The sequence below is a fragment of the Actinophytocola sp. genome, from assembly GCF_036378875.1.
In the GTDB taxonomy this organism is placed as follows: domain Bacteria; phylum Actinomycetota; class Actinomycetes; order Mycobacteriales; family Pseudonocardiaceae; genus Actinophytocola.
Genome location: NZ_DASUVO010000038.1, coordinates 19,087 through 33,489 on the forward strand (window position 1 = coordinate 19,087; position 14,403 = coordinate 33,489).

A 14,403-nucleotide genomic window follows, 5' to 3' on the forward strand; every position below is an offset into this window, starting at 1 on the left:
TCCAGTAACGGACAGGAGTTGCCCGCGATGCACGGGAAGTGTGCGCTGGAGGAGGACGGTGACCGGTGGCGGACAGGCCGAGTTGGTGGAACGGCGCGGTCGTGAAGAGGGTCGCGATCGAGGGTTGGTCGATGGTGTCGAACGCCATCGAGAAGGGCGAGCCGACGATCGCGGCCGTGCGTGCCGCCGGGGACGTGGCCACCGAGCTGGTCAGGGGCGGTCAGGAGCGGAAGACCGCGCTGGTGAAGGACGAACTGGCCGAGAAGCAGAGTGCGCGCGAGCGCCGCAACGCCGGCTACCTCCACGATCTCGCCGAGGAGGCCGCGGACAACCAGCTGGTTCGCGACCGGGCCAGTATGCGTGGACTGTTCCAACTCAATGCGGCGACCAGCGCGGTGAACCTGGCCGGCGACATCGTGTACCGGGTCGTCGACGGTGTCGTGGCGGACCGGGTCGCGCGGGCGGAGCACGAGCGGACGCTGGTTCGCCTGCACACGGCCGCCGAGCTGGCCGAGAGCGCGGCGGAGCGGGACCATGTCCGTGAGCTGGACCTGGCACAGGAGCGTGCCGTGCTGTCGCTCCGGGTCCAGCAGCGGGTCAAGGAAGACGACCGGGAGAGCGCGGACGGGCCGTTCGGTGTGCCGGACTCGGTGATGCGGGAGCAGTTGGCACAGCACACGGACGACGGGCGGTTGCCGGCGTTGATGATCGCGCCGTTCCATCGCGACGGGGATCTGCCTGGGGTGGAAGGGTTTCGGCCCAGCGTCCGCGAGATGTGGGACGCGAGCGCGTGGGGCCAGGACGCCGTGCTCGCCGAGGGTTTCACGCGCCGTGCGCTGCACCGGATGGACTACGACCTGCTGCGGATCGGCCAGGTGGTCGGTGACCTGCCGGTGATCCTGGTGTGGGGTGTCGTCCGCGCCGACCACCAGGTCGTGCCGAAGCTGACCGCGTGGAACCTCGGTTCCCGACCGGACGGGCGGGCCACGTCGTTGACGTTCACCCCGATGGTGTTGCCGCGGAGCGATGAGCGGGTGGAGTTCGAGAACGCGCTCGGCGAGTTGCTGACCGGTGTGCTGTGTGCGATGACGGACCGGTTCCACCTGGTGCGCCACGGCCGGCCGCCCTCGATCGAGACGCTTCGGTCGGCGCCACCGGAAATCCGGCAGGCGCTGGCACTCAGCGCCGTGCTGGCCTACGACACGGCGATCCGCCATGGCGTGCTGCCGGACGAGGAGGCGGTCGCGGGGCAGGCCCACCTGCTGTCCGCGTCCGGACTGACCGACCAGGCAACGGAAACGGTCACCGACGCGCTCGACACGCTGACGGACTCGACCCGTCCCGCGCGGGAGCTGATCACCGCGGCCAGGGAGACGGCCGCGGTCGCTGACGAACTCGGCGACCCCGACCTGTCAGCGCGGGCCGGGCGGCTGCTCGACGACCTGTGCCGGCGCGCGGTCGGCGAGCTGTACGGGGGATCGCGGTGACGGGCTTCACGGCCGCCGCGGCCATCGACTTCGGCTCGTACCAGAGCGGTTTCGCCTGGGCGCCGCTGACCGACACCGACGAAGGGCCCGTGCCCGGCGAGATCCGGTGGCGTCTGGCGTGGCCGGGGCAGGGAGCCGTGTCGTCGCCGAAAACCCTGTCGGCGCTGCGGCTGGCCGACGGCGACATCGTCGCCTGGGGCGACATGGCGGTGCAGCAACCGGAAGCCGGCGAGCCGGGGTTCCTGCGCCGCGGGTTCAAGATGGACCTGGCGCGCGCGACCGGCCTCGTGCCCGACTCCCTGGGGCCGGAGGAACTCACGGAGGACGAGGTCCGCCCGCTGGTGGTCGGCTACCTCCGCAGGCTCTTCGACGCCGCGCTCACCCACCTCACCGGCGAGGGGCACGAGCCGGACGCGGTGCGCTGGTGCCTGACCGTGCCGGCGTTGTGGGGTGAGTACGAACGCCAGCTCATGCTGCGATGGGCGGTCGAGGCCGGCATGCCCGGCTCCCCGGAACGGTTGCTGCTCGCGATCGAGCCCGAGGTCGCCGGCCTGCACGCGTTGGCAGAGCACGAGGATCTCAACCGGCACGGCCACCGGCTGCTGGTCGTCGACGCGGGTGGCGGCACCGTCGACATCACGACACTGCAGGTGCAGGCCGACGGGTTGGCGCAGGTCGGCACTCCGGTGAGCGGCGGCTGCGGCAGCGACTACGTCAACCGGCTCTTCCTCGAGCGGGTCGTCTCCGGGATCGGCCCGGTGCGGATGTACGAGTTGGCCAGACGGCACAGTCACGTGTTGTTCCGGCTGGCCGAGGCTTTCGAGACCGCCAAGCGGGAGTTCGATCCGAACAACCCCGACGACACCAATGTCCTCGTGCCGCAGGACGTCCACCGCATCCTGCCCGACGACATCAAGAAGGCACTGGCCGAACGCCAGGACGGTGTCTACTACGCGATCGTCATCCCGCGCGACACCATGCGTGAGCTGCTCGACCACACGATCGACGACGTGCTCAAGATGGTGGACGAGCAGCTCGACGAGGTGGGCGCCGACGATCTGACCGTGGTGCTGGCCGGCGGGTTCGGCCGATCCACCTATCTCCGCGACCGCCTCGACGCCCACCTGGCCGGCCGGCTGCCGTGGCGGGCGGTGAGCCAGGCGGAGTTGGCGGTGCTGCGCGGCGCGGTCCGGTTCGCCGCGGATCCCGCCACGTTCCGCCGGCGGCAGGCACGTACCACCTACGGCATCGCGCGAACCGTCCCGTTCGACCCGGAACTGGACCCGCCGGAGAAGAAGATCGAGTTCGCGTTCCGCGCCCCGCTGTGCGGAGACAGGTTCGAGCCGCTGGTGCGCGCCGGCGACATCGTCCCGTACGACAAGGTCTTCCGCGTCGAGGTCGCCCCGGCACTGTGGCGAAGACGGACGTTCGTCATTCCGCTGTACGCCACGGATTCGCCGCACGCACCGCGGTACGTCGACGCGGACGGCTGCCGGAAGGTGGCCACGCTCTCGGTGAAACTGCCATGGCGCATGTACGCGCGACCGACGCGCCTGCGCCGCTTCGAGCTGACGGTACGGTTCGGCTCCACCCATCTCACCGCCACCGCGACCAACCTGATCACCGGCGACGAGGTCGCGGTCTCCGCCGAGTTCGACCACAGGTGGTAGCAGTGACACCGTCATGGTTCATCGCGCTCGGCGGCGTGGTCGTCCTCGTCGTGCTGGCGGTCGTGATCCTGTTCGTGCTGCCTTCGCGCCTCATGCCGGGGGACCCGAACTCGGGTGTCCACTTAGGACAGATCAGCTCGGTCACCGACACCCAGGTGCGTCACCTCGAGGTCGTCGAACGGTTCACCGGAATGGTCACCCAGCACGTGCTCACCGCCGCCCACCTGGCCTGCCGGTCATCCGGGCGGCCACTGGCCGATGTCGTCGGCCAGCTCTGCCGTGCCCTGTTCGGCAATCCACTGGGGGTGGACGACATCGCCGTACTGGCACTGCTCGACAGCGTTCCTGATCGGGACACCCGGGCCGCGACCCTGCAGGCCCACGCGGCCGCCATCAGACAGTTGGCCGACACACTCGGCGGCCGACAGCAATGGGACTTCACCCTCCTGCCCGGCCAGCCCTACGACGAGAACCGGCACAGCCCCTGGCTCGACAGCCGCCCCGGTCTGCCGATCACCGCCGTCGTCACCCCCGCCTACATCGTCGACGAGCACATCCTGTGCCGCCAACGGGTAACGACGGGTTGGTAACCACAAACCGGTACTCCACCCGGGTTGTTCTTGACCAGTGGTGTGTCGGTTGGTCGTAGCATGACCGCGGTGACCGATCTCGCTGATTTCTCGATGGAACGGGAAGCCGGTTGCCCGTTCGACCCCGCGCCGGCGTTGAGTGGGCAACAACAGGAACGCCCGATGCGGCGGGTGCGCTTGTGGGACGGCAGTACGCCGTGGCTGGTGACCAGCTACGCGGAACAACGGGCGCTGCTCGGCGATCCCAAAGCCAGCGCCGACTCGAACGGTGCCGGCTTCCCCAACTTCGCCAAGGACTTCGGCACGTCCGGGCTGAGCTTCGTCATGATGGACGACCCCGAGCACAACCGCCTGCGGCGCACGGTGATCTCGCCGTTCACCGTGAAGCGGGTGGAGGCCATGCGTCCCCGCGTGCAGCAGATCGTCGACGAACAGCTGGACCGCATGCTGGCCTTGCCGAAGCCGGTGGATCTGGTGGAGGGGTTCGCTCTTCCCGTGCCGTCACTGGTGATCTGCGAACTGCTGGGCGTGCCGTATGACGACCACGACTTCTTCCAGACCGAAAGCAGGGCGATCCTCCACCAGGAGTCCACGCCCGAGCAGCGGATGGCGGCCGCCGGCGCGATGTTCGGCTACCTGAGCACCCTGGTCGACGCCCGCTTCGACGATCCCGGCGACGACATGCTGTCCGGGCTGACCGGCCGGATCGGGGCGGGGGAGCTGACGAAGGAAGAAGCGACCGAGATCGGCGTGCTGATGCTGCTCGCCGGCCACGAGACCACCGCCAACATGATCGCTCTCGGCATCCTCGCCCTCCTGGAGCATCCCGACCAGCTGGCCCTGCTGCGCGAGCACCTGGACGACCCGAAGCTGCTCGCGTCGGCGGTGGAGGAGTTGTTGCGTTATCTCACCATCGCCCACGGCGGTCGGCGACGGGTGGCGCTCGAGGACATCACGATCGGCGGCCACACCATCCGTGCCGGCGAGGGAATGATCCTCGTCAACGAGACCGGCAACCGGGATCCCGCGGCCTTCCCGGATCCCGACCGCCTGGACATCCAGCGGGACGCGCGCAGCCATCTGTCGTTCGGGTTCGGGGTCCACCAGTGCCTCGGTCAACCACTGGCCAGGTTGGAGCTACAGGTCGCCTACGCGAGCCTGTTCCGGCGGGTCCCGACACTCGAGCTGGCCACCGAGTTCGACCGGATCCCGTTCAAGCACGACGGGTTCGTCTACGGGCTCAACGAGCTGCCCGTGACGTGGTGACCGGCGCAGAGCAGGAAGTCCCCGCTCTGCGCCAGGTTCGGTCAGACCTCGGGGGGTCACGGTCAGGATGGCCAGGCACATCTCGTCGCTGGTGCCGTCACCCCACACCACGTAGCGCGGCTTGAGCGTCTTGAGCTGTGGCAGCTGCGAACGCAGTGAGGCGTCGTGGGTGCAGGTGACCCGGACCGTGTCGCCCGGGTTGAGCCGCACCGGTTCCGGCAGCACCTGCTCGGACTGGTCGTCGAAGTTGTACGCCGGCTGGTTCAGCAGCATCCGCGCGTTCGGCGTGCCCGGGTTGAGCTCCACCGAGATCGAACGCCCCAGCAGGTGCATGTGCGGCATGACCGCGTACAGGAGCGCGGGCTCGGGAATCTGGTGGTCGCAGTGCTGGGTGTTGCCGGCGACCGGCTCCTTTCCGCCGTTGCACAGCTCGTTGAGCCCGTCGACCTCGTCGCGGGCGTCGGAACTGGTGCGCTTGGCCAGGTCCGCGATCGCCGTCTCGCGGTCGCAGAGCGGGCCGGACTCCTCCGGCGTGCACGGCAGCTCGATCGGCGCCGGCAGCAGGCTTCCGAAGAGCGGCGTCACGTCCGCCGTGCCGGGTGCCAGACGCAGGCGGATCGAGGACTGGTCGGTCGGGCCGGTCTTTCCGTTGGTGGCCAACAGGTTGTAGTGCACCTGCAGCACGATCTGGCTACCAGGCTCGAGTCGGTAACCGGTGCGGTCGCCGATCAGCGTCTCCGCGTGGCCAGGAGCCCAGACACCGATGTAGTTCGACTGGTTGTCCTCCAGCCCACTGCCGCCGAAGCACTGCCAGCCGTCGCCATCGGCCTTGGCGTCCACGCTCTTCGCCTGCTCCACGCCCGACGCGGGAATCTGGTAGAAGATGCCGTGGTGCACGATCTCCGCGTTCTGCGGGAGGAACTCACTGCCCGTCAGGAACGTGGTGTCGGTGAGTTTCGGATCGATGAGGAAGCACCGGTACTCGTCGGTGCCACCCTCGGGCGGCGCCGGCGTATACGGCCGGGCGAGACCCACTTCCTGGAACCGCTCGCCGTCCCGTAGCGGCGTCGCCGGCGGCGGTGGGCTGCCGTGCGCATGGCCGCTGGCCTTCCCCGCGTTGTCGGCCGGATTGGCCGCCGGCGTCCCCGTCCCACAAGCCGCGAGGGCAAGCAGTACTGGCACGGCGACGATGAATTTCCTGATCCCCATTTCATCCCCTTTTGTCCCCAGACCTACGCCGATTCTTTCGCGTCGCGGCGACACTGGGTATCGGTGAAATCCCTGATATCCAGTCAGCCCGGAGAGGTACGGCGGGCCCACGAACAGCGGCTTCACGCCACGGGCGATGTCTCGAAAGACGCGCTCATGTCGTTGAACGTCCCGATCGCGTCCTTCAGGACAGGCCGTGGTCCACGGAAGTTCCAGTCGTGTCGGAGACCACAGTGGACAGCTCAGTGGGCGTCACGCCGTGACGCCCACTGAGCTGTCTCAGCTTCCCGGGTTCTTGGGCCGGGCCACGCGAAGCGCCACCGCCACGCCGACGGCGACCACCACCACGGCGCCGAGGATCCACACCCAGACCGGGATGCCGCTGTTGGAGTCGCTGGTGTCCGCGGCCTGCACGGCCGACGCCGTGGTGCTCGGTGGCGCTTCCTCGGTCGTCGTGGTCGTCGGTGGGGGAGTGGTCGTGGTCGTCGGGGCGGGCACGGCCGCGGTCAGCGTGAACTGCACGCTGCCGTTGATCGCGTCGCCGTCGTCCGAGACCACCTGGTAGGCGAGCGTGTAGGGGCCGGCGGGCCCGCTCGGCTGCACCGGGACCGTGATCACGGCCCCGGCGATCGACGGCTGCCCGACGGTCCACGCCGCCCCGCCGGGACCGGTGATCGTGACCGGGTTCGGTGCGAGTGTCACCGGTTCGTTGAAGGTCAGCGACACCTGCTGGGGTGGTGCGGCCACCGAGGCGTTCTGAGCCGGGTCGCTGGCGATGAGCTCGGCATGCGCGAACGCGGGTGTCGCGGTGACGATCACCGCCATCCCGCTGAGCAGGAACGCGGTCGCGAGTCGTCGAACAATCATCGTGGTTCCTCCACCACATGGACACGGCGTGAGCGCCCATCCTGCACCAACCGGCCGACAGCCACCATGTGACGAACCAGATGGGGCCTTTTGCCGAACCCCGGGAACTTTGCCGGCCGACGAAACGACCATGGGATCCGTCGGCTCGTCGTGCTCGCTGATCTCGTGGGTGGCTTTCGTGCTGGTTACCATGGGCGTTGTGGTGGCGGTAGAGCCTGGTCTGCCACCGGGTGAGCGGATTCGGTTGTACCGCAGGCGGATGGGGTTGACCCAGGAGCAGTGCGCGCAGCTGAAGGGCTGCACGGTGTCGGCGTGGCGTAAGTGGGAGTCCGGTGAGCGGCAGGTGGTCGCCTTCTCGGACTGGATGGAGATCGCCCGGATCCTGCGCGTGCGGGACCTGTACAAGCTGACCGGGCTGCCGGTCGACGACCTGCCCGAGCGGTCCGCCGAGCACGACACGGTGCCGGCGATCCGGGCGGCGATGGTCTCGTTCAGCCCGAAGCTCACCGGCGCGCCGGACGTCACGCGCCTGGGCGACGCCGTACGGACCGTGTGGGACATCTGGCAGGAACGGCGCCCGTTCGCACAGGTCGGGTCGATGTTGCCCGGGTTGATCGCCGAGGTGCGGGCGACGATCCCGGTGGTGGACGATGCGGAGCGGGACAGCCTGCTGCGGACGGCCTCGATGCTGTACTTCCTGGCCCGGGCGTTCACCAAACGGGTGGGTGCACACGATGTGTCGCTGCTGGCCGCGGACCGCGCGATGGCCGCCGCGATCAAGGCCGACGACCTCGACTACCGAGCCGCGTCGGCGTGGAACGTCGGGATGATCCTGGCCGAGCAGGGCCACACCGAGGTGGTACTTGAGCTGGCCACCGACGCGGCCGCCGAGCTGGAGCCGACGTTGCCGGACGGTCCACCCGAGCGGATGAGCATCTTCGGCGCCTTGCAGCTGCTGCGGGCCATGCAGTTCGCCCGGCTCGGGGACGAACCCGGTGCGCTCGGCGCGCTGGACACCGCCGACGCCGTGGCGGTGACGCTGGGCGAGCGCAACGATTTTCGGACCGTGTTCGGCCCGACCAACGTCGGCATCCACCGGGTGTGGTTGGCCGTCGAGCTGTCCAGGCCGGGCGAGGCGATCAGAATCGCCCAGCAGTACGACGTCTCGGCCATACCCAGTGTTGAGCGACGGTTCGCCTACCACGTGGACCTTGCCCGGGCCTACAGCAGCCGCGGTGAGGACGTCGCCGCCGTGCACATGTTGTTGCGTGCCGAGCGGGAGTCGGCCGACGATCTGCGGTTCAACGTCGACGTCCGCGCCATGGTTCGTGAGCTACTGCGTCGCGAGAGTCTGTTGACCCGCGTCGACCTCCGGCCGCTGGCGGACCGGATGGGCGTCCTCACCTAGGTGTCGACAGGCCCGACTGCCCTGGCCGGTACTTACCCGCCGGGTGGGACCACCACCACGAGGGGCACGACGCCACACCACGGTCCGGGTCGGCTACCCACCGGTAACCGTTTTAGGTTGGGACGGTCGATCATTTAGACGGACCCGGGTGATCGACACCGGGTCCCGTCGCAATTCGGTGACCGGCACTGGGTTGGGTGCTGGTGCCGGTCGCCCCGTGTTCCCAGCTGCGGTCATGACTTGGCCGGACGGTGACGCGCGCCCTTTTTCACTCCCCGGCGCTGTGCGCTGAGGTTCGACGGGATTGGAGACCGTCATGTCGATCACCGAAGGCAGGACGACGACTCGCCCGGCCGCGCGAAAATCGTGGTGGCTGGCCGGCGGCATGCTCGGTTTGGCGTTCGGATATTTCTTCTGGTACACGCCCTATGCCGCCCTGACGAAGTCGTTGTCCGCCGGACTGTTGCCGGGCATGGACGAAAACGTGGGCGGGTTGGTGCTACTTCCGGCCGCCGCGCTTGGCACGCTGGTCGGCGCCACACTGACGCTGGCCCTCACCGGCTGGTGGCGGTACATGGGCACCCGCCCGGTGCTGGGCCGCGTGATGCGCTTTCCCAGCCGCACCATGCTCCTCGCCGGTTTCTTCATGGCGCTGGTGATCGCCACCACCACCCTGAACTACACGTTCGTCGGTGTGTCGATCCTGTTCATGTTGTTGATGATGCGTGGTGGCGTGCTGGTCCTGTCCCCGATCGTGGACGCCCTGCGCGGCCGCAAGGTCAAGATCTACTCGTGGATCGCGTTGGTGTTCAGCCTCGGCGCGGTGGTCATCGCACTGTCCGATGTGGCCAGCTACACCCTCACCATCGCCGCCGTGGCCAGCCTTGGGTTCTACCTCACCGGCTACATGGGCCGGTTCCAGATCATGAGCAAGGTCGCCAAGACCGGTGACGAGCAGACCGACCGCCGCTACTTCGCCGAAGAGGCCATCTCCGCCGCGGTGTGGCAGGTCCTGCTGTGCGCCGTGCTGGCACTGGTCGGCGCCGGACAGTTCTCGGCCGCGCTGCGCGAGGGGTTCACCAGCTTCCTGCTCACCCCCGCCGTGCTACCGGCCTTCGGCATCGGCCTGCTCTACTCCGCGCTGTACGTCTACGGCACCCTGATCTACCTCGACCCGCGCGAGTACACCTGGTGCGTGCCAGCGAACCGGTGCGCCAGCCTGCTTTCCGGCCTGATCGCCTCGTTCGCGCTGACCGCACTCACCGGTATCGCCGCCCCCGGCACCGGGCAGCTCGTCGCGACCGGGTTCATCGTGCTGGCCATCCTTTCGCTCAGCTACCCCGCGATCCGCGCCGCCCTGCGGAAACCCGACAGCGTCAGCACCACGATGCCGTTGCTGCTGTTCGTCTGCGGCGGCAACACCTGCCGGTCGGCGATGGCAGAAGCCATCGCCCGCATCGCCGCCGGCAGCGGTCGCTGGCGCATCACCAGCGCCGGGCTGGAGGCCAAGCCCGGCGCCTCCATCGCCGACGAGGCCGTCACCGCGCTGAGCGAACTCGGCGTCCCCAAGCCGGAGCACCAGGCACGCATGATCACGCCTGAGCTCATCGCCGAGGCCCACACCGTCTACTGCATGACCGAGGCCCAGTGCGCCGCCGTGCTCGCCCGCTACCCCGATGCCGCGAGCAAGACGATCTGCCTCGACCCCGACGGCGACATCCCCGACCCGCACGGCCATCCGGACTCGGTGTACCAGGAATGCGCCACCCGGCTCCACCGAGTGATCATCGAACGACTCGCACCCGTCAACGACAGCCCTCTCCCCGTCACTCGATAATCCGCAACCGACCCGCCGCGTGGCCGCTGGAGCATCGCTCCGGCGGCCACGCACTTGGTATGCCGAAAATCGGACGCGGAGGCGCTCCATTCGATCTACGATGGCGCGCAATGCCCGGGTCGTAGCGCAGTGGCAGTCGCGCCGTCTTCCCCGACGGGACACGCCGGTTCGAATCCGGCCGCCCGGGCAGGCGACCGTGGTCCCGTAGCGCAGAGGCAGGCGCCCCGGTTTGGCAGGCCGGACACGCCGGTTCGAATCCGGCCGGGGCCACGGTTCAGGAGGAACGTGGTGGCGGATCTCAGCGAGGCCGAGCTCGCCGCGTTTCACGCGACCGTCGCCCGGTTGCGTGCCCTGCCTGTCGACGACCCGGTGCGCCTGCGTGCCGAGCGGGTCGCCGAGTCGTTCGCGAGGGACGGTCGGCAGCGGCGTAGGAAGGTTCGCGGCGCACAGCGGGCCGCCGCGGACGCCATAGTGGACGCCGGGACCGCCACTGGTGGGCTCGACCGCCGCGCGGATGCGCCGTTGCGCGTCGAGCCGGGCGCTTCGGCCCGACCGCTCGCCCGCCCCCGCCGTTGCTATGTCTGCAAGAACGGCTATCAGCTCGCGGACCCGTTCTACCACCGGCTGTGCCCGTCCTGTGCCGAGGAGAACGCCGCTCGGCGCACCGCCCGCGCGGACCTCGCCGGACGGCGGGCACTGCTCACCGGGGGACGAGTCAAGATCGGTTTCCAGCTCGCGCTGATGCTGCTGCGGGACGGCGCCGAGCTGATGGTCACCACCCGCTTCCCTCGCGACGCCGTGCGGCGCTTCCGGGCTGTGCCGGACAGTGAGGCGTGGTTGGACCGGCTCTCGGTCGTCGGGGTCGACCTGCGTGACCCCCGACAGGTGCTCGGCCTGTGCGACTCGTTGCTGGACGAGGGCAGGCCGCTTTCCATCCTGGTCAACAACGCCGCCCAGACCGTGCGTCGCCCACCGGAGGCGTACGCCGTCATCGCCCGCGGCGAGACCGGGGCGCTGCCGCCGAACGTGCGCCTCGCTCCCGGCTTCGGCCGGTCGCTCGCCCTGGCACACGGGCACACCGCGCTCGCGGGCGTACTGGACGAAGCGGTGGACGAGGCCGGTCTGGTGCCCGACAAGGCGTCGGCCAACTCGTGGTCGGCGCGCATCGGCGAGCTGGACCCGGCCGACCTGCTGGAGACGCAGCTGGTCAACGCCCTGGCGCCGACGCTGCTGTGCGACCGCCTGCTGCCGCTGCTGCTCGCCTCACCCCACTCGCGCCGCTACATCGTCAACGTCACCGCCGTCGAGGGCCGGTTCGCGGTGCGGAACAAGACCGCAGGACACCCGCACACCAACATGGCGAAAGCCGCGCTCAACATGCTCACCCGCACCAGCGGTCCGGACCTGGCCGGCCGCGGTGTGTACATGTGCGCGGTGGACACCGGGTGGATCACCGACGAGAACCCCGCACCGAAGCGGACCCGGCTCGTGCGGAACGGGTTCCGCACGCCGCTGGACGTCGTCGACGGCGCGGCACGCGTGTACGACCCGATCGTGCGTGGCGAGGCGGGCACGCCGGTCGCCGGTGTGTTCCTCAAGGACTACCGAGAGGCCGCGTGGTGAGCGATCTGGAACCGTTGCTGGCCTGGCTGCGCACCGGGGCGGCACCTGCCGCGCGACTGGACTTCCCGATCGGGACCGCGCTGCCCGACGGCCGCCTCGACCTGTGCAAGCAGGCTCTCGGGCCGGCCGGCGCGGCGAGGGTGGCCGGCGAGCTGCGTCCCGGCCTGGTGCGGCACCTGCTGCTGGGCACGGACGGGCTCGGCGACGACGGTGCCGCCAAGGCGGCCGGTGCGGCCGTGGCCCGCGAGGTGGAGACGCTGTACCTCGGCTGCAACGGGATCACGGCGGGCGGCGCGTGCCGCATCGCGGACGGTCTGCGCATGTCGCCGCAGGCCAACCGGGTCACCGGGGTGTGGCTCAAACGCAATCCGCTGGGTGCGGGCGCGGGGGAGGCCGCCGCCGGGATCGTCGAGTCCGCGCGTGCGCTCCGCACGCTCGACCTCGTCCAGACCGGGTTGACCGCGGCCAGCCTCGGTGTCCTGGTGACCGCGTTGATCACCGCGCACCGGTCCGGGCGGCGGGTCGAGCGGCTCTACGCCGGCGGCAACGCGCTCGACCCGGCCGGCGCCGCGCACCTGGGCACGTTGGTGCGTGCCGACGCGGTCGACGAGCTGTACGTTTCCGCGGCCAGGCTCGGCGACGAAGGCGCCGAGACGCTCGCGGCCGCGCTCGTGCCGGCCGGCCGACTGCGGCGGATTTCCTTGGCCAGCAACGGGATCGGCCCCACGGCAGCGGCCCGGCTCGTGACCGCGGCCGCCGCATCCGGCGTCGAGGTGTGCGATCTCGGCCGGGTCCGGGCGGCGGGTGTCCTCGGCGCGTTGGACAACCGCCTCGACGAGGCGGCGACGACGGTGATCGCCGGTGCGCTCGCGGCCCGGCCACACGGGCTGCGCCACCTCGTCCTCAGCGACACGGGGATGAGCAGCGGCGCGGCGCATCACCTGCTGGACGGCGCGTCGCGAGCCGTGACACCGACGCGTTTCTCGCTGGGCAAGGGAATCGCGGCCAGTATCAGGCGCAGGCTCAACGCGTTGAGCGAGGACGTGCCGGTCCGGCCGCCCGAGCCCGCCGACGTCACCGCGATCCGCAGCGTGCACCGCCAACCGCCACCCGGTGGTTCAACGGGGCACCGAGAGCCGGGGATCGCCGAGTGAGTCGAGTGCGGCGTGGAACGCCTCGGCGAACCGGGCAGCCGCCCTCGCGTCCAGCAGTTCGCGCCGGTACCGGAAACACAGGCCGAGCCGGTCGTTCGCCGTGACCACGCCGACGGACAGGCCGGCGGGCATCCGGACCGGTGGCGAGAACCACAGCCCGGCGACGGGCGCGTCGGCACCGAAGTCCGGCGGCTCGCCCACCAGGCCCAGGTTGGACAGCATCGCGGTGTCGGCGATCCGGAGAGCGGTCAGTCGCCGGGCGATGGTCAGCAGCCGCGCCTTGGCCGCGACCGGTAGCCACGGCGTGGCGAACAGCCGGCTCACCGGGTCGAGCTGTGGTCCGCCAAGCGTTTTGGCCGAGGCCGTCTGCCGGTTGATGTCAGTCAGCAGACCGTCCGCCGAGCGCCGGTCCGCCGGCGTGCTCGTGATCACCGTCAGTCTGGACAGGTTGCCGAGCGGCTCGTCGGCGCCGGCCGTGGCGCGTGCGTTGATCGGCATGGTGATCCGGATCGTGTCCGCGTCGCGACCGTGGTTCTCGTTCCACGTCCCGACCGCGAGCACGAGCGCGGCGATCAGGATGTCGTTGACGGTGGCGACGGGTTTGCCTTGTCCACTTCGGACTGTGGCGATCGGCACGGACGTCAGGTGGAACCCGCAACCAGGTCCCGGGTCTGCACTGTCCGCCGCGATCCGGGCGGCCGTCCCGGGAGACCGGGTCCTGGGCGCGTCACCGGCTGTCCCGGCGTCCGAGGTCCGGACGGCGAGGGGGTCGGCGCCGACCGGGTCCGGCCGGCCGGCGTAGCACCGGGCGACCGACCGCAGCAGGCGCAGGCACGACAAGCCGTCCATGGCCGCGTGATGGACGTTGAGGATCAGCACGTCCCGGTCCGTGCCGACCGCGTGCCTGATCCGCAGTGGAGGGGCGAGGTCCAGCGGCGGCACCGCGTCGAGCAGCGACCGCCGGTGCCCGGCCAGCTCGTCCTCGGTTCGCCAGCGCACGTGGTCGACCGGCGCCACGTCCGGTGAGCCGACGACCTCCCAGTTGAACCGGCGATGCCAGCCGCGCCACCGGGCCCGCCGCACTCTGGCCAGCGGGTGTGCGGTGAGCGTGGCCAGCACCGCCGCGCGCAGCCGGGCCGCGTCGAGGTGCCCGTCGAGCAGCACCTCGAGGTGGATGCTGTTGGGCTCGGCAGCGCTGTCGACGTAGCAGCCCAGTTCGTCGACCGGGGTGAACGGCAGTGGTGGTCGGGGGTCTGCCGGCTTCCGCACGGTCCACAGGCTAGCCCGTGTCG

10 protein-coding genes, 2 tRNA genes and 1 pseudogene are annotated in these 14,403 nt (G+C 70.1%); 10 read left to right on the forward strand and 3 right to left on the reverse strand.

Annotation, left to right across the window (positions count from 1 at the left end):
- The first annotated feature begins 65 nt into the window (after positions 1-65).
- The 4 genes from VF106_RS10145 to VF106_RS10160 are packed head-to-tail and all read left to right on the forward strand — an operon-like array spanning position 66 to position 5,013.
- Positions 66-1,487 carry a hypothetical protein gene (locus tag VF106_RS10145; RefSeq protein WP_330839367.1) on the forward strand — a complete coding sequence of 474 codons (1,422 nt, stop codon included), beginning with the start codon at positions 66-68 and terminating at the stop codon, positions 1,485-1,487.
- Positions 1,484-3,157, forward strand: coding sequence for an Hsp70 family protein (locus VF106_RS10150; protein ID WP_330839368.1), 1,674 nt, complete (start codon positions 1,484-1,486; stop codon positions 3,155-3,157). Before VF106_RS10145 ends, VF106_RS10150 begins: the two co-directional genes overlap by 4 nt.
- Before the next feature lie 2 nt (positions 3,158-3,159).
- Positions 3,160-3,747 carry a hypothetical protein gene (locus VF106_RS10155; RefSeq protein ID WP_330839369.1) on the forward strand — a complete coding sequence of 196 codons (588 nt, stop codon included), beginning with the start codon at positions 3,160-3,162 and terminating at the stop codon, positions 3,745-3,747.
- Between the two features lie 60 nt (positions 3,748-3,807).
- Positions 3,808-5,013 (forward strand): cytochrome P450, encoded by a 1,206-nt coding sequence (locus tag VF106_RS10160; RefSeq protein WP_330839370.1) that lies wholly within the window; start codon positions 3,808-3,810, stop codon positions 5,011-5,013.
- An 81-nt stretch (positions 5,014-5,094) separates the two neighbouring features.
- Here VF106_RS10160 and VF106_RS10165 read toward each other — a convergent pair.
- Positions 5,095-6,222, reverse strand: a pseudogene (locus VF106_RS10165) (monooxygenase); the annotation flags it as partial.
- Positions 6,223-6,501: 279 nt separating this feature from the next.
- Positions 6,502-7,089, reverse strand: coding sequence for a copper resistance CopC family protein (locus VF106_RS10170; protein WP_330839371.1), 588 nt, complete (start codon positions 7,087-7,089; stop codon positions 6,502-6,504).
- Between the two features lie 199 nt (positions 7,090-7,288).
- Between VF106_RS10170 and VF106_RS10175 the strand changes: the two genes are divergently transcribed.
- From VF106_RS10175 to VF106_RS10200, 6 genes are all read left to right on the forward strand, one after another.
- Entirely contained in the window at positions 7,289-8,497 is a 1,209-nt protein-coding gene (locus VF106_RS10175) for a helix-turn-helix domain-containing protein (RefSeq protein ID WP_330839372.1), read from the forward strand.
- 316 nt (positions 8,498-8,813) lie between these two features.
- Positions 8,814-10,334 (forward strand): arsenate reductase/protein-tyrosine-phosphatase family protein, encoded by a 1,521-nt coding sequence (locus tag VF106_RS10180; protein ID WP_330839373.1) that lies wholly within the window; start codon positions 8,814-8,816, stop codon positions 10,332-10,334.
- A 114-nt stretch (positions 10,335-10,448) separates the two neighbouring features.
- Positions 10,449-10,521: transfer RNA gene (locus VF106_RS10185), tRNA-OTHER, on the forward strand.
- A gap of 11 nt (positions 10,522-10,532) precedes the next feature.
- Positions 10,533-10,604, forward strand: a tRNA-Ala gene (locus tag VF106_RS10190).
- An 18-nt stretch (positions 10,605-10,622) separates the two neighbouring features.
- Positions 10,623-11,957 (forward strand): SDR family NAD(P)-dependent oxidoreductase, encoded by a 1,335-nt coding sequence (locus tag VF106_RS10195; protein ID WP_330839374.1) that lies wholly within the window; start codon positions 10,623-10,625, stop codon positions 11,955-11,957.
- Complete coding sequence (locus tag VF106_RS10200) at positions 11,954-13,111, forward strand: leucine-rich repeat domain-containing protein (RefSeq protein WP_330839375.1); 1,158 nt, start codon at positions 11,954-11,956, stop codon at positions 13,109-13,111. The genes VF106_RS10195 and VF106_RS10200 overlap by 4 nt, the downstream gene beginning before the upstream one ends.
- Here VF106_RS10200 and VF106_RS10205 read toward each other — a convergent pair.
- Entirely contained in the window at positions 13,076-14,380 is a 1,305-nt protein-coding gene (locus VF106_RS10205; protein WP_330839376.1) for a hypothetical protein, read from the reverse strand. The genes VF106_RS10200 and VF106_RS10205 overlap by 36 nt on opposite strands.
- Positions 14,381-14,403: the final 23 nt, after the last annotated feature.